The sequence below is a fragment of the Hydrogenophaga electricum genome (assembly GCF_030160815.1).
In the GTDB taxonomy this organism is placed as follows: domain Bacteria; phylum Pseudomonadota; class Gammaproteobacteria; order Burkholderiales; family Burkholderiaceae_C; genus Hydrogenophaga; species Hydrogenophaga electricum.
Window position 1 is genome coordinate 104175 of sequence record NZ_BSPB01000007.1, and the last position, 22255, is coordinate 126429.

The window sequence follows — 22255 nt, forward strand, 5'->3', positions numbered from 1 at the left end:
AGTGCTCGGGTTTTCAAGGGAACTTCACCAAGAATAAGGTGCAGTTGCAAACCAGACCTCGCAAGCTTGGACTTCATCGCCAGCAGAGTTAAATGCAACCTGCTCTTTGAGTGTGTTTTGCAAACTTTCTCCATTCCAGTCAACCACACCCTAGCCAATTACTCGCCTTTGTAAGGTATCCCGCACCAAGGTCCGCAGCCATCGATGGGAGAGATCCTCATGGTTTCGCTTATGCCAGATCTGGATGACTTCGACGCTCGGCGAAGCGAATGGCAGCGGCAGGGCGGTGATGCCCTCTTTGCCTTCGAATGCACTGATCAGGTCCATGGGAACGATGGCAGTCAGTCCAGTCTGGGGAATGATGGTTAAAAGGCCGAGATAGTGGGGAATCGTGGCCACCACGTTCCGATGAATCCCCATGGCAGCCATCGCCTTCTCGATAACTTCCTGGCTTCGGCCTTCCGTCCTGACGGCGATATGGAGCGCCGTCTGGAACGAGACAAGATCGAGTTCGCCACGCGCCGCAATATCCTTGTCGCCCGTAATGCACAGGAACCCGCTGTTGCGCAGTAGCCGCTGTTGAAACACGCCACCGTTCGTGATGTCGGGGAAGTACCCGATCGCTAGGTCGACGCCGCCGGATTCGAGGCCCTCCTCGAGCTTCTCCACGATCGGAGATACTGTTCTCAGCCGGACGCCCGGCGCATGGTTGCGCACCGCGTTGATCACCATTGGCATATAACAAGTCTCGCCGACGTCCGTCATACAAATCGTGAACTGCCGAGAGGACGTTCGCAAGTCCAGAGCTGCCCGGGAGAAGATCTGCCGGCGCGCGAGAGAAAGTGCCTGCCGGACCGGCTCGGCGACCTCCAAAGCCTTCAAGGTCGGCTGCATCTCGTTCTTGACGCGCACGAACATCGGGTCGTCGAAAGCCCTCCGCATCTTCGAAAGCGCATGGCTCATGGAAGGTTGGCTCAGGTTCAGTCGCTCCCCGGCCTTGGACACGCTGCGGGTCTCCATTAACGCCTCAAAGATAATGAGCAGATTCAAATCTTTGTCTGTGGGGTGCATCTTGTTCATGCTATGAACGCGTGTTTAGCACTGAGCCAGAGGTCGCGTGCCGCAAGTTTGAGGGTGCTGTAACCCGGCCCCTGCAACCGCAGTTTCTGAACATCTGACGCTTCACCACCTCGCCTGCATCGAGGTCACTGTGGTCTTCAGCACCGGGTAGCTTTCGAGCGTGGTATGCACCCGTTCGCTGCCACACAACAGAACGACCCCGTTAGCCACTAAAGCATCAAAGTCTGAGACGGCATTGAGGCGAGGTACCGCTGTCCGGATGAGGAGGACATCATTCTTTCATTAAGTCACTTTGGTAGTAGACGCATTCTGAAAAGCGTCGCTCACGACATTGTTTGCTCGACACCATTGTTTTGCCAGCAAGCCTGGTCGACTAGCGCCATCCACAGGCGGTACTGGCCCTACACATGCGTTAAAGCCCCTTCAAAGAAGTCTCAGGACGTGCAAGGTTTTCCGATCGTGAATTTGTAGAGCTTGCAGTTCTTCGCTCGACCCGTTGGTGCAGAGAGTTCTGCCCCGCCGACCTTAATGTCGTTCATCAATGATCCTCTTATTATCTTGTCTCAGCTAGCACCATTTGTCACTACCTGATTACACCATCCCGAATTTTTAACTCACTGACACAAGTGACCCATTGATCAAATCAAATTCTTGTCCTCTTGGTCGACGGACTCCTTTGAAACTCGACCATGGAAAGATCATTAGGCCATCTCAGCCGCTTTGTACCGCAGGAGACGTAAAGAGAAAGTTTACGATCCTGTGATCATGACTGCGAAAGGCTTTTTTCAATGGCTACGACCGCTGAGACAGGACCCTGAACATCCTCGAGCAATGCACGCCCTTCCTTTGTAAGAGCAATTCCTCGAAAATTGCGCTCAACCAAGCGTTTCCCTACGCACTTCTCGAGACGCGTTAGGCGTCTGCTCAGCGCTGGTTGAGCGAGGCGAAGCACTATTGCGGCTTCAGATATGCTCCGACAGTGGGCCACGACAACAAAAGCGCGGAGATCATCGAATACAAGAGTCGTCTGCATATTCCTAATTATCCCAATTGGCGTGATGCACTCAGTCTATTGGGAATAATTCAGTGATCGAGGGCGGCAATTTTTTCTTACGCCACTCCTTCGATCTGGGTGTGGGCATGCCTTTTCTCATGACGCTTTCAATCTGCTTGACACGAAAATTTTAAAAACAACCGCGAATGTTACAAGCATGTAGCCAATTAACTATTTACCCCCACAACTTCCGACTCTTGTGGCTTATTATCAAGATCCCCGCAAGCCGCGACGTGCAGCACGAAAAGCGTGGCGTGTGTGCAAAGCGAGTCCAAGTGCTGCCATTTTGGGATCCCTCCGGCCAAGAATTTTCTCTGCCAGAGGCAAGAATTCGCGTTCTTCCAGCCTCGCATGAGCTGTATACTGATCTACGAGTTTCTGAACAGCTGCTTCATCGATTTCGACAATGTGTCCTTTCGCGAGCTTCACCAGCTTGGGCTCTAAACGTACCCATTGAGACTCAATTTCCCTATGCTCTGCTGTAAGTCCATCCACCAACGTCCGAGCAATGGACTGTTCCTCTCCAGGCTCTGCATTGGCCAGGACAGCAGGAAACAAATCTCGCTCTTCTTCTGAGTGATGGTCAAACACTGCCACTCTGAAGAACGCTACAGTATCCTCAGCTATCTTCCGGGCACTGGTTGCCGCCTTAACAAGACTAGTGATTTCGCCAAACCTATTTAAGTGTGAAATAATTCCATCATGACAACTGGAAAAGCTATCAATGGGAGAATTACTGCTCAAGTTTGAGTCGGCGGTCATGCTAATGTCCTCATGAATTAATCAGGGTGATGTATGGCTATACTGAACGCCTCAGAGTAACCTTCAATCCTCGACGAAGGCCTCTTCGCGCTTCTTCTTCACGGCCGGCAGCAGGACGATCGTCAACAGCACCAGCGCCACCACCAGCAGGCTGGCCGAGATCGGACGGGTCACAAATACTGACCATTCACCTCGCGAGATTAACAAGGCGCGCCGCAGGTATTCCTCCATCATGGGCCCCAGGATCAGGCCCAGCAGGAGCGGTGCGGGCTCGCACCCCAGTTTGATGAAGACATAGCCGATCAGGCCGAACAAGGCGACCATCCAGATGTCAAAGCTGTTGTTGTTGGTCGAGTAGACGCCGATGGCACAGAACAGCACGATGGCCGGGAACAGCCACTTGTAAGGCACGGTCAGCAGCTTGATCCAGATGCCGATCAGCGGAAGGTTCAGGATCACCAGCATGGCGTTGCCGATCCACATCGAGGCGATCAGGCCCCAGAACAGTTCGGGGTTGCTGGTCATGACCTGCGGACCCGGCTGGATGTTGTGGATGGTCATGGCGCCGACCATCAGTGCCATCACGGCGTTGGGCGGAATGCCCAGCGTGAGCAGCGGGATGAACGAGGTCTGGGCGCCCGCGTTGTTGGCAGCTTCGGGCGCGGCCACGCCGCGGATATTGCCCTGGCCGAACGGGATCTCGCCTGCCTGCAGTTTGGTCTTCTTCTCGATCGTGTAGGCGGTGAAGGCCGAGAGCAGCGCGCCACCGCCGGGCAGGATGCCCAGCGCCGAACCCAGCGTGGTACCACGCAGCACGGCAGGCAGCATGCGCTTAAAGTCCTGGGCGGTCGGGAAAATGTGGTCTACCTTGCCGGTGAACACCTCGCGCTTCTCGTCCGGGTGCGACAGGTTCTGGATGATCTCGCCGTAGCCGAAGATACCCATCGCGATGGCGAGAATGCTGATGCCGTCTGTGAGCTCGGGGATGTCGAAACTGTAGCGGGCCACGCCGGAATTCACGTCGGTGCCGACCAGGCCCAGCAGGAGCCCCAGCACGATCATGGACAAGGCCTTGAGCAGCGATCCGGAGGCCAGCACAACGGCCCCGATCAGGCCCACCACCATCAGCGAGAAGTACTCGGCGGGACCGAATTCCAGCGCTACCTCCGTCAGCGGCGCGGCAAAACCGGCCAGGATCAGCGTACCCACGCAACCGGCAAAGAAGGAGCCCAGGCCGGCGGCCGCAAGGGCCGGGCCTGCCCTGCCCTTGCGTGCCATCTGGTAACCGTCCAGCACCGTTACTACGGAGGACGATTCGCCTGGCAGATTCACCAAGATGGCGGTGGTCGATCCGCCGTACTGCGCACCGTAATAGATGCCAGCGAGCATGATGAGGGCCGCCACAGGCGGTAGGCCATAGGTCGCCGGCAGCAACATGGCGATGGTGGCCAGCGGGCCGATGCCGGGCAGCACACCGATCAAGGTGCCCAGCAAGCAGCCGACGAAGGCGTAAATCAGATTCTGGAAGGTGAACGCGACGCCAAAACCCAGCAGCAGGTTGTTGATCAGATCCATGTTCTTGTTCTCCTCGGATCAGTTGGCCAGGAACCAAGGCAGCACGGGAAACTGCAGATTGAGCAATTTCACGAAGGCCACATAGCTGCCAACGGCCAGGATCGTCGCCAAAATGATCGACTCCCTCAGTTTGCAGCCTTGTCGGGCGTAACCGGACAATGTGACTAGGCCGAAGATGGCGACGATGAAACCGAATGGAGGCAGTCCAAAGGATGGCACGCCCACCAGCAAGGCACCGAACAGCAGGTTGGCGCCCAAGATGAACACCAGAGGGCGCCAAGCGATCGAACCGATCCGGTCGCCACCCGGAGGGCCGCTGCGGAATGAATTCACAGCGACCAGTGCACCCAGGCCGACCAGAATCAGGCCGAGCATGAACGGAAAATAACCGGGCCCCATGCGGGCCGCTTGTCCAATCTCGTAGTCCACGGCACCCCAGGCGAACGAACTTCCGACGATCATGAACATGAGGCCGGACAAAAAATCTCTCTGACTAACCAATGGCACAACTTGTCTCCTAATTTTCTGCATGCTTCTTAGTTATCGAAGATTATTATTTTATACCTAAGCATTCAAGGAATAACGTTAGGGTATACACCTAGGAAAGGTAACGCGACGCCCTTATCGACAGAGTTGGTATCTAACTTCGCCGGATCCACTTTCCACTTGAGGTGTGTCCTTCGAAGCGTTACGCGAAAATCAGCGGCGCGGACTCCGGGTACCAGAAGCGAGCAATGGCTTAGTCGCCGTGGGGATGGCCGGTTTGAGCTGGGTGCAAGGCGCCTGGAGTGTCGAATGGGGCCGCCCGGATAGTGCCGACGCATTCTCCAAATCCGATCCGCTGTGCTCCTTCGCGCTCGCACCAAGCGCGCAAGGAAACCGTATCTCCATCCTCCAGGAAGATTCGACTCTCTCCCGAAGGCAGCGTGATGGCTTCGCGCCCTCCGATGGTTTTCTCGATCAGTGAGCCAGCCTGCGAGGGATGTGGTCCGGACAGTGTGCCGGAGCCGAGCAGATCTCCTGCGTTGAGATTGCAGCCCCCGGCCGCATGGTGTGTCAGCAGCTGGGAGGGCGTCCAGTAGGCGGCTTCCACGAAGCTTGAGCGTGACAGGCACACAGGCTGGCTGCCCACATGCTTCATTTTCTCTGTTTGGAGCAAGACCTCGAGTTGGACGTCGAGCGAGCCGCGGGCCATGTTCTCGTCAGACCGCAGGTAGGGCAGCGGCTCGGGATCACCCTGTGCTCGCCGGCAGTAGGCCCGAAACGGTGCCAATGCCTCAAACGTCACGATCCAGGGAGACAAGGTGCTGGCGAAGTTCTTGGACAGAAACGGACCCAGAGGCTGGTATTCCCAGGGCTGGATATCCCGAGCAGACCAGTCGTTGAAAAGCGCCACGCCAAACAGGTGGCTTTCGGCATCTTCGATGGGGATGTGCGCACCTCGCCGATTGCCCGGGCCTACAAAGAAGCCGAGTTCCAGTTCGTAGTCCAGGCGCTTGCTGGGCCCAAAGTCTGGCGTGTCGGCGGTGCCCTTGCTCTGGCCGTGTGGGCGGTAGATGGGCTCACCGCTGACAACCACCGAAGAACTGCGACCGTGGTATCCGATGGGCACCCACTTGTAGTTCGGAAGCAGTGGGGTATCTGGTCTGAAAAGCCGACCAACGGCCGTGGCATGGTGGATGCCGATGTAGAAGTCGGTGTAGTCGCCGATGGTCGCGGGCAGTGCATGCTCCGCCGCCGATTGCGCAACCAGGCATGCTTCCAGCGCATGGCGCTCGTTCGCGCCTTCACGCAGCGCGCGCGACAGCGCCAGTCGCAGCGCGGACCAAGCGGATGTGCCCATGGCCATGAAATCGTTGAGCCGTTCGCGCGATGCCGAGACCGCTGCGCCCTGAGCCAGACCGTTGAAGACACCTCGATGAACCGCCGAAGCCAAGTCGAGGATCTGGTCTCCGATCGCAACGCCTCCTCGAAACGACTCGTTGGATCCGCGTCGCCGAAAGATACCGAAAGGCAGGTTCTGAAGGGGAAAGTCCGTCGCGCCGTCGTTCGCCGAGGCCACCCAACTGCGCAGGTCAATCGAGTGGGTTTCGTTCAAGGGCGTCATGCTTGTGTCGGGTTGAAGTGCTTCTTGAGGTCTTGCCAGCAGCGGTAGTAATCGTGTTGCAGCTGAGCGGACTCCATGGCGAACCTCGTTGGCCTGAGTACTTCGTTTGACTCGAACATGAAGGCCATGGTCTCGGTCAGATAGTCCGCTCGCGCTGTGTCTGCAGCGCTGGCTTTGGCAAACGTGTCTGCGTCAGGGCCGTGCGCGCTCATGCAGTTGTGCAGGGACGAACCACCCGGCACGAAACCTTCCGCCTTGGCGTCGTAGGCGCCGTGAATGAGCCCCATGAATTCGCTGGCGACATTGCGGTGGTACCAGGGTGGCCTGAAGGTGTCCTGCGCTACGAGTATGCGAGGCGGAAAGATCACGAAATCGATGGTGTCGACACCCGGGGTGTTGCTGACGGATTGCAGCACGAGAAAGATCGAAGGATCTGGATGGTCGTAGCTGATTGAACCGATGGTGTTGAAACGCCGCAGGTCGTACTTGTAGGGGGCGTGGTTGCCATGCCAGGCAACCACGTCCAAAGGGCTGTACCCGATGCGCGCGCTCCAGAGATTGCCCTGGAAGCGGGCGACCAGTTCGAAATCGCCTTCCCGGTCCTCGTAGGCCGCGACGGGGGTAGAGAAGTCGCGCGGGTTCGCCAAACCATTGGAACCGATGACGCCGAGGTCCGGCAGCTTCAGGGCGGCGCCGAAGTTCTCGCACACGTAGCCGCGCGCGCGGGCGTCTGGTAGCCGAACCTGAAAGCGCACGCCTCGGGGAATCACGGCGATCTCCTGGGGTTCCAGGAGCAGGCGCCCCATTTCCGTTGCCAGCTCAAGGCGACCCTCCTGGGGGACGATGAGCAACTCCGCGTCGGCGTCGTACAGGAAGCGATCTTCCATCGACCGGTTGGCGGTGTACACGTGAATTGCACAGGCCGCATTCACCGCCATGGTGGTCATGCCATCGATGAAGTCGGTGGGCTGCCCAGGCAAAGGGAGCGGATCCCAGCGCAACTGGTTCGGCGTCACCGGCGCATCGTCGGCCCGGCTGATCCATCGACCTGAATCCAAAAGCACAAAAGGCTGGTGCATGGTGGATGGTCGAATGCGGTACAGCCAGGCGCGGCGGTTGGCATGCCGGGGCGCGGTGAACGCCGTGCCAGAAATCTGCTCGGCATAGAGCCCATAGGGTGCGCGTTGTGGTGAGTTGCGCCCTTGAGGGAGCGCCCCGAGGAGCGCTTCAGAGGCAAACTCGTTGCACATACCCGTTTGGTAGGTGATGGGAATGTCCGGCATGATTTCGTCACTCGGTGATTCGTGATGGCATGAGGAGGGAACGAAGCGTTTCAATTCATTCGGCACGCGCGCCGGTTTCTTTGATGACCTTGGACCAACGCACCGTGTCTTCGTGCATGAGTGCCTTGAGGGCAGCCGGGGTCGACGGAGTCGGCTCCAGCCCTTGCGCTTCCAGAGAGGCCTTTACGGCAGGGTCGCGCAAAGCCCGGCCGACAGATTCTTCGATCTTGGCAGCGATGTTGGCTGGTACACCTGTGGGGGCGACGAGGCCAATCCAGACCTCGCTGCGGAAGTCTTTGAAGCCGGCGCTGGCCACGGTCGGAACGTTCGGCAGGTAGGACAGAGGCTGCTCGCCACCCACCGCCAGCGGGCGCAGGGCGCCGGTCTTGATGTGGGGCAGCACCGAGTTGGCGACGCCAAAAAGCACCTGGATCTGGCCACCGAGCAGATCCGCGACCACGGGCTGCGCACCACGGTATGGAACGTGCACCATATCGATACCAGCCATGCTCTTGAAGAGTTCCCCAGTCAAATGGTGTGGCGTGCCGACACCAGCGGAACCATAAGACAGCTTACCTGGCTGGGCTTTGGCCAGCGCCACCAGCTCCTGGGTCGACTTCGCAGCGACATCGGGGTTGACGACGAGGACAAAAGGAACGCGCCCTAACTGGGTGATGGGAACGAATTCCTTGACCGGGTCATAGCCAGCGCGCCCATCTGGATAAAGGAAAGGGTTGGTGACGAAGTTGTTGGCAACCACCAGCAAGGTATAGCCGTCAGGTGCCGCCTTCGCGGCCAGCTTTGTTCCAAGATTGCCGCCAGCCCCGGGACGGTTTTCGACGATCACCGGTTGCTTCCAGTACTCGCTGAGCTTTTGTCCTACCGTGCGGGCAAGAACGTCGTTGCTTCCGCCGGCGGTGAAGGGAACCACGATCGTGACGGTCTTGCTGGGGTACTCGTCGGCATGGGCCGGCAGCGCAGCGTTCAGCCCGAGAAGCGCAAGCACAAGCGCTTTGGTGGCGCGGCCAAGGGCAAGAGGTTTGAGCATGTTCATGAGGATGTCTCCTTGTGTTATCGATGGGAAGGGGAAAGCGATTCGAACTATCCGGCGCCGCGCACGGTATCTACCAATTGGTCCGGAGAAGTCACCTGGGCGCCGCGCCAAGCGACATGGCCATCCGGTCGGACCAGTACGAGGGGGCGCTCATATGCGGCCGCCACATCAGCTTGCTCGATGGATTCGATCCGGAATGGGACGCCTTTTGCGGCAAACGCCTCGGCCAACGTGTCCGCCTCGTGCTGAAGCCTCGGGTCGGTGCACACGAGCACGAACCCGTGGCCGAACAGATCAAGCGTCGAGCGGCCATCGCTGAGCCATACGTGCGGCGCGCGCGAACCAGGCCGCGTCGTGGGGATGTAGGTCGAGTATTCATCCGGGGTCGGCGTCGTGCCGTCCGGTATGCAAATGGGAGAGTCGTCGTAGCGGTGGCCGAGTTGCAGACCCAGCGACTCCCACTCCACCCGGGTCGATTCGCGCAGGCGTCGGCCAAGGTCCTGGCGCACTTGCTCTCCTTCGGGCGTCAGGTCGCAGACCGCTGCCGGGCTGGGGGTGTCTTGCCATGCCCTGAAGTTCTGGGTGGAGAAACCGATGTTGCGTCGCGCGACCGGTCGGCGCTCGGCATCGTAGCTGCGCAGCAGGGCAGGACCGCCCCAGCCCTTGACAAGTCCTTCGAGCTTCCAGCCAATGTCCAGCACCTCCTGCGTACCCGTGTTCATGCCCATGCCGCCCGTTGGCGACATCGTGTGCGCCGAGTCGCCGACGAGGACAACGCGCCCCTGGTGGTAGCGATCGGCGAGCATCTCGCTGCGTCGCCAGGGGATGGTGGAGTCCACATGAAACGCGACATCGTCGCGACCGATCGCTCGGCGGACCCAGGCCGCCGCGTCGAAATTCTTGAGGTCCATCTTCTCTTCGGTACCCAGCACGGTCAGGCGCCAGATCTCATTCCCGTCGACGACCGTCAGGTTGCCCCAGGTCCCCTCCGGGCCAACGAAGAGATAACGCTCGGCAGGCCCCATTTTGTGTTGGTTCACCAAGCCTGGCGCGTGGAGCAGGATGTTGACGGAGTAGCTGAGCAGCTTGCCTTCCATCTTGATGCCGACCTGCTCCCGAACACTGCTGGTGGCACCATCGCAACCGAGCAGGTAGTCGGCGCGGATCGTGACCGGCTCGCCCGTGTTCAGATCGGTGACCACCGCCGTGACGCCTTGGTCGTCCTGCTGCAACGATTCGAAGCGGTGCCTGAAGAGCAGCCTGGTTTTCGGTTCCGCTCGTGCAGCATCGGTAAGGATGGGCTGTAGCCACAACTGAGGGCAGCGCTGCTTCTTTTCGGGCGTCTCGGGCGGTGTCGGCGCATCGCGCATGCTCGGGTACTTTTCCTGGTCGAGCAGCAAGCCGTTGAGCGAGGTGCAGAAGACCATGGAAAGCTCATAGTCCTCCGGGAAACCGCACTCGCGCACGCGCTGGGCCAGACCCCAGCGCCGGAACAACTCCATCGTCCGCATCGCGATGAGGCCGGTGCGCGGGTGCTCGATCGTCCCGTCACCCTCGTCCACAAGCATCGATTCGATACCCCTCCAGCCCAGCTCGATGGCCATCGAAAGGCCCACCGGGCCTCCACCCACGATCAGCACAGGCGTCTTGATCATTGTCTCCATAAGTTCGTTTCCTTGATGTGTTTTTGATCCGTTCGAAAAATGATCTTCGAGAAAGGCAACCACGTCCAATCGATATTGGAGAGAAATAGAATTCAGGATATGAATATCAAGACGTTCGACTTGAACCTGCTGAGGGTCTTCGCCGCTGTCTATGCGGAGCGCAATGTTTCCAAGGCGGCTGTCGCTGCGGGTCTGTCGCAACCCGCGATGAGCAATGCGTTGCTTCGGCTGCGCAAGGCCTGCTCCGATGTGCTGTTCATCCGGACATCGCGAGGCATGGAGCCCACTGCGCTGGCCGAGGAACTCATCGATCCGGTTAGGCACGCGCTGTCGATCCTCCAGGCGTCCTTGGAACACCCTCACGGCTTCGATCCGCGAGAGTCCGAACGGACGTTCAAGATCCTCATGTCAGATGCAGGTGAAGCCATCGTTCTGCCCCAACTGGTACCCGCAGTGCTCAGGGAGGCACCTCACGTGCGCATCGAAGCGCTACGGCGCCCCAATGAGCTCTATTCGCAGATGCTTCAGAGTGGAGAAGCGGATCTCGCCATCGGAAACCTCGCGTTTCTGAAGACCGGGTTTTACCAACAGCGCCTCTTTGGCGACCCCTACTGCTGCCTGGTGCGAAGAAAGCACCCGTCGATCAGTGGCGAGTTGACTCTTAAGCAGTTCCTGGAAGCGCAGCACGTTTCGGTTGCCACTGGAAACGCAGACGCCTTGGTCGAGCGCACGCTTGCGAAGATGCGTGCGAAGCGCAAAGTCGTCCTGCGCGTGACCCACTACCACGTCGCGGCAGATGTCGTCGAGCGGTCCAACCTGGTGGTCACCGTTCCCCGCAACGCGGCGCGCAACGCCCGGGGCGTTCAGATTCTTCCTGTACCCTTGAAGATCCCCGCCGCGGATGTGCGCCAGTTCTGGCACAGTCGCGCGCACAAGAATCCGGCCAACCAGTGGCTGCGGTCGATGCTGGCCAAGCTCGTGTTCGAATAGTCACGGCGAAGGTTGACGGGTCTTCTCAACTGGATCCCTGCTGCCCCATGTATCTGGCCCGAGGCCGCAGCATGGCGCCGGTCAGGCGTTGCTCCAGTGCGTGGGCGATCCAGCCCGTGGTGCGTGCGAGGGTGTGCAGCATCGCGCCCGTTCCGTTGGGCAGCCCCATCGCCTTGCAAAGCATCACGAGGGAGGCAAACACATTCGGATGCTGTCCCGCCTGGCGGGCGCCAACCACCAGCGCCCGTATCTTCGGCGTGTCAGGGCCGTGCGACGTCAGGCGTTCCATCATGTCGAGCAGCACCACCGAGCGGGGGTCCTCTCCTTCATACAGGGGATGGTTGAAGCAGGGCAGTTCGTTGCTCATGAAGCCCATGGCCGCCGCCAGCGACAGAGCGTCTTCGGACTCCAGTCGCGAAGGCAGCGCGTCGATCAGGGCCTCCACTTCCACGGCGCCGCCCACCTGCATCGCTCCGGACTGGGTCAGCATCGCGGTGGCGACGCAGGCGTGCAGGTCGGCGCCCGTGGAGGCGCATATCCGTGCCGCGAACGATGGCGCCGACAGTTCGTGCTCTGCGGACATCACCAGCGCGGCATCGATGGCCTGCACGGCATCCACACGGTCTCCCAGGCCGAGCCCGCGGGCGATGCACTGCGCCACGAACTCGCCCTCGCGGGGAGCGGAAAACCGCGCGTCCGGCCCGAAGACGCCGGCCGTGCCGGCCAGGGTCTGCAGCAGTCGCCGGTACGTCGCAAGACCGGTCGCCTGTATGTCATCTTCGGCCTGCTCGAATGCCGACAGCGAGGTCGCCAGCAGCGTCAGCAGCTTGAGCGGCGTGACCCTGTCGGCCGGGTGCGAGGCGAGCTTGATCAGGTGCTCCAGTGGCCGGGTTTCCTGCAGGGCTGGCCATGCAACGTCCCGGGTGCGCGCAAGCCCCGTCCAGATGAGTTCGCTCGCGAATTCGAATGATCGTCCGTCGCGCACCAGGTCGCGCGCAAGTACGCCGCGGTAGCGTGGCCCCTGGGCCGTGATCTCGCTGATCCACGTCTGTGCGATGGGTTCCCCGTAGCGCAGGGAGTGCGAGACCTGCGGTCCGCCCGAGCGGGCGGCGGCCCGGCTTCTGAGTTTCTCGACATCGGCCTTGCGGTAGAGCTTGGCCTTCACGCCCGGGCGCTGCACCGTCTTGATGAGCCCTCGGCTGACGTAGGTGTACAGCGTTTCCCGGCGCACACCCAGGGTCGACGTTGCTTCGGCGCTGCTGACGTACTCAACGTCGTTGATCTGGCGCTTCTGGCGTCGCGTCTTTGTATTTTCTTTCGGCGGCATAGGGTTCTCCCGGTGAAATACGTCGATTCTCACATCGATCTATACATTGATCAATGTATTGCCTAACATCCGCGGCACTCCGTCAACACCCTTTTGAAAGGACAACCACCATGCAAGTCGCCGAGCAACAACTCCTGGACCTTCGTCCCAAGTTCAAGGAAACCCGCAAGAAGCTGCTCAGCGCACGGCACCTGCCGGGCGAGGTGTACAGCTCGCCGGAAATCTACGACATGGAGAAGCAGCAGATCTTCATGAAGTACTGGCTCTCCGTGGGGCGTGTCGAGGAGATCCCCAACGTCGGCGACTACTACACCTTCCAGGTGATGAAGGAGTCGATCGTGGTGTCGCGCCCTGCGCCCGATCAGATCGTCGCCTACATGAACCAATGCCTGCACCGAGGGGTCGAGGTCGCGGTGGGCAGCGGCAACGCCAAGGAGTTCAGCTGCCCCTACCATGCGTGGCTGTACGACGTGAGCGGCAAGCTGGTGGTCGCGCCCGGCATGAAGGCTTCGGAGGTCGATCTGAAGAACTGCAGCCTGCGGCAACTGCACGTCAAGATCTGGCGCGGCTGGATCTTCGTGAACTTCAGCGACGAACCGATGTCCTTCGAGGACTACATCGCGCCCTTCGAGGAGCCGCTGTGGTGGTTCCAGACCGACCAGTGCAAGCTGGCGCAGAAGGTCGAGATCGACGTCAAGTGCAACTGGAAGTTCCTGGTCGAGAACCTGATCGACATCTACCACGTGGGCGTCATCCACAAGGGGACGTTCGGCGGCTTCGTCAAGGGCGAGCAGGTCCGCTTCAACCTGCTGGCCAATGGCGGCTGGCATACCCAGTACGAAGCGCGCCCACACTCGAAGTCCGGCGACCAGGTCTTCCCGACGCTGCCCTGGGCACAGGACAAGCCCAGCGGCATCGCCTGCAAGGCGGGCATCTATCCCAACCTGAACCTGTCGATGCGTGCCGACAGCGTTCGCATGTGGCACATCTGGCCCATCTCGCCCACGGAAACCCGGGTCATCTGCTACCTGCTGTTTCCGCAAGCCGCTTTCTCGATCCCGAACTACGACGAAGAGATGGACAAGTACGTCGGCTTCGTGCGTCAGATCATCGCCGAGGACGCGGTGATGGTGGAGGGCATGCAGAACACCGCGGGCTCGAAGTTCTTCAAGCCCGGCCCGATGTCGCCGCTGGAGGAAGCGCTGTACCACATGGAAAACCACTATATCGACGCGATGACGTCGCAAGACTGAGGCAGCCGCCATGGGAACAACTGTGTGGAGACAGCATGCACGATGAATGGATCAATGTAGGCAGCGTTGCCGATGTCGACGAGGACGACACGCATTCGGTGGAAGTCGACGGCAAGCGGGTGTGCCTGTACAAGCTCGGTGGAGAAATCTATGCGACGGACGGTACGTGCACACATGGCGAGGCGGATCTGTCGCTGGGCATGGTGGTCAACTCCTGTCTCATCGAGTGCCCCTTGCACGAAGGCACCTTTGATATCAGAACCGGCCGCGCGGTGGACGCCCCTTGCACCGAGCCGCTGCATTGCTACCCGGTCAAGGTCGAGCAGGGGGTCATCTACCTGCGGCCCGTCCGCTGAGCACCTGATCGGGAAACAGAGATGGATGTTGTCATCGTAGGAGCCGGCCAGGCCGGCGCTTGGGTCGCCCGGTCGCTGCGGCAGGGGGGGCACGAGGGGGGGATCACGCTGCTGGGCCGGGAGTTGCACGCGCCGTACGAGCGGCCCCCCCTGTCCAAGGGGGTGCTCAGCGGGACGGAGGCACATCCGCCGGTGCTGCTTGACCCGCAACAGTGCGATGCCTTGCGTGTGGATTTCCGGCCGGGTGTCGAGGTGGTCGACATCGATCGCTCCCGCCACCAGGTCCGGTGCGCGGATGGCTCGGTGGTTCCCTACGACAAGCTCGTGCTGGCCACCGGCGGGCGTCCCCGGCCGTTGTCGTGTCCTGGCGCGGACCTGCCCCATGTCCATGCCTTGCGAACGATCGAGGACTCCATGGCCATCGCCAGGCAGTTGGTGCCTGGCAAACGCTTGCTGGTCATTGGGGGTGGATGGATCGGGCTGGAGGTCGCGGCGACGGCGAGGGCGAAGCAGGTCGATGTCATGCTGCTGGAGGCGGGCTCCCGCCTGTGTGCGCGGTCGCTGCCGCCCCGGTTTTCAGAGCTTTTGCTTGAGAAGCACCAGCAAGAGGGTGTCGAGGTCCGCTTGTCGACAACGGTCTCGTCGATCACTGCCGGGCGTCAGCGCACTCTGGCCGTGCAACTGCCCGGCGGGGCGCAGGAGTTCGACGCGGTCGTGGTCGGGATCGGGCTGCTGCTCGATACCGGCCTGGCCGAGACCTGCGGGCTGGAGGTCCGGGACGGCATTGTCGTCGACCAGGCAGGAAGAACGTCCGACCCCGACATCTATGCGGTGGGCGATGTGGCCAACCAGCCCAGCACCTGGGCAGGCGGCCGCTTGCGCCTCGAATCGTGGGCCAACGCCCAGAATCAGGCGATCGCCGTAGGCAAGGCACTGGCCGGAGAAGACGTGGCCTATGACGAGATACCCTGGTTCTGGTCCGATCAGTACAACCTGAACATACAGGTGCTGGGGATACCGCTGAACGATGTGGAAGGCATTCAGCGCGGATCAGTGGAGTCGGGCCAGTTCTCCGTGTTCCAGTTCTCGGGCGAGCGATTGCACAGCGTGATCTCGGTCAATGCGCCGCGGGACATCAAGGTCGCCAAGCGCTGGCTCAAGCAGGGGACTTGTCCGTCTCCAGATGTGATCGCAGATCCATCGGTGCGCCTCGACAAGCTTGAGCGCTCAGCGTGAACCCTTGCGCCAATTGGCAGAGTTCAATCGGTTGTCGCGCCGGCTTTCGCTGAAAGCTCGCGCGAGGCGTCCAGCAGCAGCGCCACAATCTGCTGCACCCGCGCGTCGTCCAGACGGGCGCTGGGTCCGTAGACGACGAGCGACCCCATGACTTTGCCGCCTGCGGCGCGGAACGGCACCGCCATGGCCACGGCGCCCTTGATGAGTTCGTCGCGGCTGATGGCATAGCCCGCCTCGCGGATGCGGGCCAGCCCTTCGAGGTAGGCTGGCTGCTGATTGGGCGGCACCTTGCCATCGAGGTAGCTCGCCGCGTCCTTCACGAAAGCCAGAATCGCTCGCCCGCTCGCGCCCTGGATCACGCTCTCGCTGTGGCCCACGCCGCGCTTGAAACTCAGCGGCTGCGGGCTGGGCATCTCGGCCACACAGACCCGCTCCCGGCCGTGGTGCACCAGCAGCGCGACAGTCTCGCCGGTCTGCTCCCACAAACGCCGCATCATGGGCTGCGACAGTTCCGCCAGGTCCAGGCCGGAGGTCCAGACGTGGGCCAAGTGCGCCACCGAGGGACCGAGCTGGAAGCGCTGCGGCTCGCCCGAGGCCACGATGAAGCCGCGCAGCTCCAGCGTGCGCAGCAACCGGTAGAGCGTGGGCCGGCTCAGATCGATGCGCCGCAGCAACTCGCTCGCGCTCAACTGCCGGTCGCCCGCCCTGAAAGCCAACAGGATGTCCAGCGCGCGGTCCACCGCGCGCACCCCTTCCCCCGGCTTCTCCACCACCGGCCCGCGGTCCGCGCTGTCATCGCTCATGGTCGTCCCCACGTTGCTCCGTGTCTGTGATGGTTGATTGTACAAAATATGTCCATCAGATGGACAACATGTTCATTCTGTTTGACTTAAATCAAGCCCATCCAAATAATGGACATCCGTCTCATACAACGTACAACCTCTGGAGCCCACATGAACAAGGAAATGTCTGAAACGCTCACCCGCGTCGGTCCCGGCACGCGCATGGGTAAGTTGCTGCGCCGTTACTGGGTACCGGCACTGATGTCGAGCGAGATCGCCGAGCCGGACAGCCCGCAGGTGCGCGTGCAGCTGCTGGGTGAGAAGCTGCTCGCGTTCCGCAACTCCGACGGCCAAGCCTGCCTGATCAGCGAGTTCTGCTCCCACCGCGGCGTGTCGCTGTACTTCGGCCGCAATGAGGAAAACGGCATTCGCTGCGCCTATCACGGCGTCAAGTTCGATGGCATGGGTCAGTGCGTTGATGTGCCGTCATCGCCCCAGGCTTGCGCCCGGATGCACATCAAGGGCTACCCCTGCATTGAGCGCGGCGGCATCGTCTGGACCTACATGGGCCCGGCCGACCAGCAGCCTGCAGCGCCTGAGCTTGAGTGGTGCACGTTGCCGGCCGAGCACGTGTTCGTCTCCAAACGGGTGCAGTACTCGAACTATCTGCAGGCCATGGAAGGCGGCATCGACACCGCGCACGTATCCTACGTGCACAGCTTCGAGGTTGACGGCGACCCCATGCACCAGGGCGTCAAGGCGTTGGACTACATCAAGGCCGACGGCAACGTGAGCTTCGAGATCGAGAAGCAACCCTTCGGGCTGAGCCTGTTCGGCCGCCGCCTGGGCGAACCCGACTCCTATTACTGGCGCATCACGCAGTGGCTGTTCCCCTGGTTCACCCTGATCGCGCCCTTCGGCAAACACGCGCTGGGTGGACACGTGTGGGTGCCAATCGACGACCACAACTGCTGGGCCTGGAGCATCAACTGGCAGCCCGATCGCCCGCTCACGACTGAGGAGCGCTCCGCCATGGAGGCCGGCAAGGGCATCCATGTGGAATACGAAGCTCCTGACAGCTTCATTCCTAAGTACAACCGCGACAACGATTACGGCATGAACCGCCAGGCCCAGAAAGACAAGCGCTCCTACAGCGGAATCTTCGGTTTCGCGGCCCAGGACTACTCGTTGCAGGAGAGCATGGGCCCGATCCAGGACCACGAAGCGGAAATGCTGCTGCCCACCGACAAGGCCATCGTGATGGCGCGGCGCATGCTGCACGAGGCCGCGCTGGGCCTCGAAGAAGGCCAGACGCCGCCGGCGCTGGACGCAGGCGAACAGCACGTGCGACCGGCTGGCGTGCTCCTGCCCCGGGACCAGGACCCCGTCGAATGGGCACGCGAGAACCTGGCCGCAGCCATGAGCAAGCCGGTCTTCAGCCTTTGACGGCACGATCTTTCATTCCCATGACAACACGGAGACAACCCATGACATTCACCCGCAGGCTCCTCACCACCGCATTGGTCGCCGCAACGATTCCTTCCGCTTGGGCGCAGGGCACGCCCGACTGGCGCCCCAGCAAACCGGTGCGCATCGTCGTACCCATCGTCGGCAGCACCAACGACGTGTTGGCCCGCCTGGTCGCGCCCGAGCTGCACAAGGCATTTGGTCAGCCCTTCGTCGTGGAGAACAAACCCGGTGCGGGCGGCAACATCGGTGCGCTGGATGTCTCGCGTGCCGCGCCCGACGGCCACACCCTGCTGGTGGGCTACAACGGGCCACTGGCCATCAACGTCACGCTGTTCGACAAGATGCCCTATGACCCGACCAAGGACCTGGCACCCATCACGCTGGCGGTCAAGGCACCGCAGTACCTGGTGGCCACCCCATCGGCCGGGTTCACCAGCGTGCAGGATTTCATCGCCAAGGTCAAAGCCAATCCCGCTCGGTACTCCTACGGCTCCGTGGCCATGGGCAGCGCCTCGCACCTGACCATGGAGATGATGAAGTCGGCGGCCGATTTTCGGATGACGCATATCCCTTATCGAGGGGCCGGGCCTGCGCTTGCGGATCTGATCGCGGGCAATGTGCAGGCAGGCTTTTTCGTGCCGGGCAACGTGCAGGGGTTCGTCAAGGAGGGGCGTCTCAAGCTGCTGGCCTCGACCGGTCGACAGCGCTTTCCGAGCACGCCCGACATTCCCACGCTTTCGGAATCGGGTCTCAAAGACTTCGAAGCCACTTCATGGATCGGCTTCCTCGCGCCGCCGGCCACGCCACCAGAGATCATTGGTCGTTACCACGCGGAGATCGTCCGCATCCTGAAGTCGCCTGAGATTCAGAAGCGGCTGCACGAGATGGAGTTTGAAGTTGTTGCCACCACACCCCGCGAGTTCAGCGACTGGATCGGCACCGAGATCACGCGCTGGGGCAAGGTCATCAAGAGCACTGGCGCCAAGGTGGAGTGAACTGAGATGAGCACTTCCCGACTGGCGGGGCGCACCGCGCTGATCACTGGCGCTGGTGCCGGCATCGGTGCAGCCGCCGCCTCGATCTTCAGCCGCGAAGGCGCGGCCGTGCTGATGGTGGACGCGAATGCGCAGGCCCTTGAGCGCACGCGCGCCGCGATCGAGCAGGCACAGCCTGGCGCGCGGCTGGCTTGCGTCGCGGCCGACGTGGCCGACGAGGCGGCCGCGCACGCGGCGGTAACGCAATGCGCCACGCTTTGGGGCGGACTGGACATCTTGGTCAATAACGCGGCCATGCGCAACTACAGCGCCGCCGCCGATGCCACGCCCGACGAATGGCAGGCCATGGTCGGCGTCAACCTGGTGGGCATGTCCAACTACTGCCGCGCGGCGCTGCCGGCGCTGAGGCGCTCGGGTGTCGGCAGCATCGTCAACGTGTCCTCATGCTACGCGGTCACCGGCCGCAAGGGCATGGCGCTGTACGATGCAACGAAGGCTGCGCAGTTGGCCTATACGCGCACGCTGGCCTTCGAGGAGGCACCGCACGGTGTCCGCGCCAATGCCGTCTGCCCGGGCTCGACGCTGACCGACTTCCACCTCGGCCGCGCGAACCATGCTGGCAAGAGCGTCGAACAGCTCAAGAACGAACGCAAGGACACCTCGCTGGTTGGCCGCTGGGCCGACCCCGCCGAGATCGCCTGGCCCATCCTCTGGCTCGCATCCGGCGAGGCCTCATTCATCACCGGCACCACGCTGATGGTCGATGGCGGCCTGCACATCATGTAAGCCATGGTCACAAAAACTCTGCAGGCGCTCATCTTCCAGATGCGCCACGAAGCCCCGGGTATCGTCGGTGTCGAACTGCGCCCGGTGCCGCCTGCCGCCGCGTTCCCCGCCGTCGAGGCCGGCGCGCACATCGACCTGCACTTGGGCAACGGCCTGGTGCGCAGCTACTCCCTGGTCAATCCGGGCGAGACCCATCGCTATGCTGTGGCGGTGCTCAACGACCGCCACAGCCGAGGCGGCTCACGCTTCGTACACGAGCAGCTTCGCGTGGGCCAGACCATCGCTATCGGTGCGCCGCGCAACCACTTCCGGCTGGACGAGGCCGCGCCACGCAGCGTGCTGCTGGCCGGGGGCATTGGCATCACACCGGTCTACGCCATGCTGCGGCGCCTCGCAGCGCTCGGGCGCGAGGCGCAGCTCGTCTATTGCGCGCGAAGCCGCTCTGAGGCGGCCTTCCTGGCCGAGATCGAAGCGCTGGTTGAGACTCACGACTTCCGACTTTCTCTGAGATGTCATTTCGACGACGAGCAAGGTGGCCCACCTGACCTCGAACGCCTGCTCGCCGACCATCCGCCGGGCACCCACTTCTATTGCTGCGGCCCCGGCCCCATGCTCGATGCCTATGAACGCGCCTGCGAGCGCTTGGGCCAGCAGAACGTACACCTGGAACGCTTTGCCGCCACCCCGACGACCGCACCCGCGATTCCCGCCAGCGGCTACACCGTGGAACTGCGCAGAAGCGGCCGAACGGTCCAGGTGCCGCCCGGTGTGACCCTGCTCGACGCACTCATTGAGGCGGGCCTCAGCCCCGACCACAGCTGCCGCGAGGGCGTGTGTGGCGCCTGCGAGACCAAGGTCATCTCGGGCGATATCGATCACCGCGACCAACTGCTGTCCAAGCAGGAGCGCGCGGCCAACAAATCCATGATGATCTGCGTCTCTTCCTGCCGCTCGGGCTGCCTTGTACTTGATGCTTGACGTCAGTACTTCGGTCAGAGCAATCACTCAGTCGCGGCCGACAATGAACCGCTCCGGGAATGAACTGTCCCCCTAGTACTTGGACGGTCAGGCTTTTAAGCGGACTTCAACGTTATCCCAGGACAACCCCCGATTTTCGAAAACCTGAGCTCACTATTGCTCAACGGGTTTGTCTTGGAAACGCATGGAAAAATCCACGGCCTTGACATCCTTGATCAGCGCTCCGACAGAGATTCGGTCCACACCCGTTTCGGCATACGTCCGAAGGTTTTCAAAGGTGACCCCGCCAGATATCTCTAGACTGCATCGCCCTTTGGCCAACTTCACAGAGGCTCTGATGTCTTCAAGAGACATGTTGTCCAGCAATACCATCTTTACGCCAGCGTCGAGGGCCTCCTCGAGTTGCCGAAGGGTTTCGACTTCTACTTGAATGAACGAGACAAGAGACTCGACCTTGAGCGCAGCATTGAACGCAGCAGTCAGTCCTCCAGCCGCAGCGATGTGATTCTCTTTGATCAAGATCGCATCGAAAAGCCCTATGCGGTGGTTCACTCCGCCTCCGCATCGCACGGCATATTTTTGTGCAGTCCGCAATCCAGGTATCGTTTTTCTGGTGTCCAGAATGCTAGCGGCAGTACCCTCCACCGCTTTGACATACTGAGCCGTCTTGGTCGCAACGGCACTGAGTGTTTGCAGCCAGTTCAAACATGTTCGCTCAGCGGTCAGCAACTCTCGAGCCACGCCTTGGATATCAACGACTTTTTGACCAGGTTCACACCGTTCACCGTCATTGAGAAGCCATTGAATCTGGGCAGTAGGAGCGGTTTGACGAAGCACCTCGTTGACCCAGGGACGACCACAGATGACGGCGGATTCCCTGCAGATGATGGTGGCAACGGCCTTGCGATCCGCTGGGATGAGCGCCGCCGTCAAGTCTCCCGTGCCCACATCCTCTTCCAGTGTGCGTTGGACATCCGCGTGAACTTGCTCTTCAAAAGTCTTCATGTGAAAAGGTATTAGATATGCTTTGGGTTTACTCAGGAGCAGACTCATGGCTTCTGATGTTACGACGCAGAACCACAGGCTTCCCGCCCAGTGTCCGTTTGCACATCCAGTGCGCCAAGGCTGAGTCGAGGTAGTCCGCATGACCAGGAAACCAGGTGGCCAGCTCGCTACCCAGTCGGCGGCACACAGCCACGTTGCCGCTGGCCAGTTGTTGCCCGACCTCATGGATGCTTTTCAACACGGCGGCGTGTTCGTTGATGTGACACTCGCTGGCAGGAAAGTCGGTTTCGCACATCCAGCGGTTTTCCATCTCGAAATGCTCTTCACAGTGCCGGGCAAGCGTGTTGAGTACGCCCTCCAGGTCGGCTTCTTCTGCCCGTTGAAGCGCCGCCACACAGTCGACGAACTCCCGGTGTACCAAATCCATGGGTGTGAACCCAAGAAGGTAGCCATCATCCCAACTGATTGCTGAATTCATTGGTCACGTTACTCATAAAA

The 22255-nt window shown here is 61.1% G+C and carries 21 protein-coding genes; 8 read left to right on the forward strand and 13 right to left on the reverse strand.

Annotated features, from left to right (window positions below; translation table 11 throughout):
- Nucleotides 1-150: 150 nt before the first annotated feature.
- From QQK43_RS06925 to QQK43_RS06960, 9 genes are all read right to left on the reverse strand, one after another.
- Nucleotides 151-1080 carry a LysR family transcriptional regulator gene (locus QQK43_RS06925; RefSeq protein ID WP_235501430.1) on the reverse strand — a complete coding sequence of 310 codons (930 nt, stop codon included), beginning with the start codon at nt 1078-1080 and terminating at the stop codon, nt 151-153.
- 763 nt (nt 1081-1843) lie between these two features.
- Nucleotides 1844-2113 carry a LysR family transcriptional regulator gene (locus tag QQK43_RS23460; protein ID WP_082585976.1) on the reverse strand — a complete coding sequence of 90 codons (270 nt, stop codon included), beginning with the start codon at nt 2111-2113 and terminating at the stop codon, nt 1844-1846.
- A 231-nt stretch (nt 2114-2344) separates the two neighbouring features.
- Entirely contained in the window at nt 2345-2896 is a 552-nt protein-coding gene (locus QQK43_RS06930) for a hemerythrin domain-containing protein (RefSeq protein ID WP_082585977.1), read from the reverse strand.
- Nucleotides 2897-2959: 63 nt separating this feature from the next.
- Complete coding sequence (locus QQK43_RS06935; RefSeq protein WP_056277395.1) at nt 2960-4471, reverse strand: tripartite tricarboxylate transporter permease; 1512 nt, start codon at nt 4469-4471, stop codon at nt 2960-2962.
- 18 nt (nt 4472-4489) lie between these two features.
- Complete coding sequence (locus QQK43_RS06940) at nt 4490-4978, reverse strand: tripartite tricarboxylate transporter TctB family protein (RefSeq protein WP_056277398.1); 489 nt, start codon at nt 4976-4978, stop codon at nt 4490-4492.
- Nucleotides 4979-5210: 232 nt separating this feature from the next.
- Complete coding sequence (gene fahA / locus QQK43_RS06945; protein ID WP_056277401.1) at nt 5211-6578, reverse strand: fumarylacetoacetase; 1368 nt, start codon at nt 6576-6578, stop codon at nt 5211-5213.
- The gene (gene hmgA / locus QQK43_RS06950; protein ID WP_056277405.1) at nt 6575-7861 is read right to left on the reverse strand and encodes a homogentisate 1,2-dioxygenase; all 1287 of its coding nucleotides are present in this window, start codon (nt 7859-7861) and stop codon (nt 6575-6577) included. Before hmgA ends, fahA begins: the two co-directional genes overlap by 4 nt.
- 55 nt (nt 7862-7916) lie before the next feature.
- Complete coding sequence (locus QQK43_RS06955) at nt 7917-8915, reverse strand: tripartite tricarboxylate transporter substrate binding protein (protein ID WP_284307197.1); 999 nt, start codon at nt 8913-8915, stop codon at nt 7917-7919.
- A gap of 47 nt (nt 8916-8962) precedes the next feature.
- Nucleotides 8963-10579: an FAD-dependent oxidoreductase gene (locus QQK43_RS06960; RefSeq protein ID WP_234265509.1), complete on the reverse strand. Its 1617-nt coding sequence runs from the start codon at nt 10577-10579 to the stop codon at nt 8963-8965.
- 99 nt (nt 10580-10678) lie between these two features.
- Here QQK43_RS06960 and QQK43_RS06965 point away from each other — a divergent pair, with 99 nt between their 5' ends.
- Entirely contained in the window at nt 10679-11569 is an 891-nt protein-coding gene (locus QQK43_RS06965; protein WP_056278058.1) for a LysR family transcriptional regulator, read from the forward strand.
- 25 nt (nt 11570-11594) lie between these two features.
- Here the strand turns inward: QQK43_RS06965 and QQK43_RS06970 are convergent, their stop codons facing one another.
- The gene (locus QQK43_RS06970; protein WP_056277412.1) at nt 11595-12896 is read right to left on the reverse strand and encodes a citrate/2-methylcitrate synthase; all 1302 of its coding nucleotides are present in this window, start codon (nt 12894-12896) and stop codon (nt 11595-11597) included.
- 110 nt (nt 12897-13006) lie between these two features.
- Between QQK43_RS06970 and QQK43_RS06975 the strand changes: the two genes are divergently transcribed.
- The 3 genes from QQK43_RS06975 to QQK43_RS06985 are packed head-to-tail and all read left to right on the forward strand — an operon-like array spanning nt 13007 to nt 15741.
- Nucleotides 13007-14149, forward strand: a complete 1143-nt coding sequence (locus QQK43_RS06975) for an aromatic ring-hydroxylating oxygenase subunit alpha (protein WP_056277415.1) — start codon at nt 13007-13009, stop codon at nt 14147-14149.
- A 35-nt stretch (nt 14150-14184) separates the two neighbouring features.
- Nucleotides 14185-14505 (forward strand): non-heme iron oxygenase ferredoxin subunit, encoded by a 321-nt coding sequence (locus tag QQK43_RS06980; protein WP_056277417.1) that lies wholly within the window; start codon nt 14185-14187, stop codon nt 14503-14505.
- Between the two features lie 21 nt (nt 14506-14526).
- The gene (locus QQK43_RS06985; RefSeq protein ID WP_056277421.1) at nt 14527-15741 is read left to right on the forward strand and encodes an NAD(P)/FAD-dependent oxidoreductase; all 1215 of its coding nucleotides are present in this window, start codon (nt 14527-14529) and stop codon (nt 15739-15741) included.
- A gap of 23 nt (nt 15742-15764) precedes the next feature.
- On the opposite strand, the gene QQK43_RS06990 is transcribed toward QQK43_RS06985, so the two are convergent.
- Nucleotides 15765-16544 carry an IclR family transcriptional regulator gene (locus QQK43_RS06990; protein ID WP_056277424.1) on the reverse strand — a complete coding sequence of 260 codons (780 nt, stop codon included), beginning with the start codon at nt 16542-16544 and terminating at the stop codon, nt 15765-15767.
- Between the two features lie 150 nt (nt 16545-16694).
- On the opposite strand from QQK43_RS06990, the gene QQK43_RS06995 reads away from it, so the two are divergent.
- The 4 genes from QQK43_RS06995 to QQK43_RS07010 are packed head-to-tail and all read left to right on the forward strand — an operon-like array spanning nt 16695 to nt 20752.
- On the forward strand, nt 16695-17969 hold the full coding sequence (locus QQK43_RS06995; protein ID WP_284307198.1) for a Rieske 2Fe-2S domain-containing protein: 1275 nt from the start codon (nt 16695-16697) through the stop codon (nt 17967-17969).
- Nucleotides 17970-18010: 41 nt separating this feature from the next.
- Entirely contained in the window at nt 18011-18988 is a 978-nt protein-coding gene (locus tag QQK43_RS07000; RefSeq protein WP_056277428.1) for a Bug family tripartite tricarboxylate transporter substrate binding protein, read from the forward strand.
- A gap of 6 nt (nt 18989-18994) precedes the next feature.
- Nucleotides 18995-19774 carry an SDR family NAD(P)-dependent oxidoreductase gene (locus QQK43_RS07005; RefSeq protein WP_056277431.1) on the forward strand — a complete coding sequence of 260 codons (780 nt, stop codon included), beginning with the start codon at nt 18995-18997 and terminating at the stop codon, nt 19772-19774.
- Between the two features lie 3 nt (nt 19775-19777).
- The gene (locus tag QQK43_RS07010; RefSeq protein ID WP_056277434.1) at nt 19778-20752 is read left to right on the forward strand and encodes a PDR/VanB family oxidoreductase; all 975 of its coding nucleotides are present in this window, start codon (nt 19778-19780) and stop codon (nt 20750-20752) included.
- Nucleotides 20753-20905: 153 nt separating this feature from the next.
- On the opposite strand, the gene nadC is transcribed toward QQK43_RS07010, so the two are convergent.
- Both nadC and QQK43_RS07020 read right to left on the reverse strand, forming a co-directional pair.
- Nucleotides 20906-21757: a carboxylating nicotinate-nucleotide diphosphorylase gene (gene nadC, locus QQK43_RS07015; protein ID WP_056277438.1), complete on the reverse strand. Its 852-nt coding sequence runs from the start codon at nt 21755-21757 to the stop codon at nt 20906-20908.
- Between the two features lie 28 nt (nt 21758-21785).
- Nucleotides 21786-22235, reverse strand: coding sequence for a bacteriohemerythrin (locus QQK43_RS07020; RefSeq protein ID WP_056277441.1), 450 nt, complete (start codon nt 22233-22235; stop codon nt 21786-21788).
- Nucleotides 22236-22255: the final 20 nt, after the last annotated feature.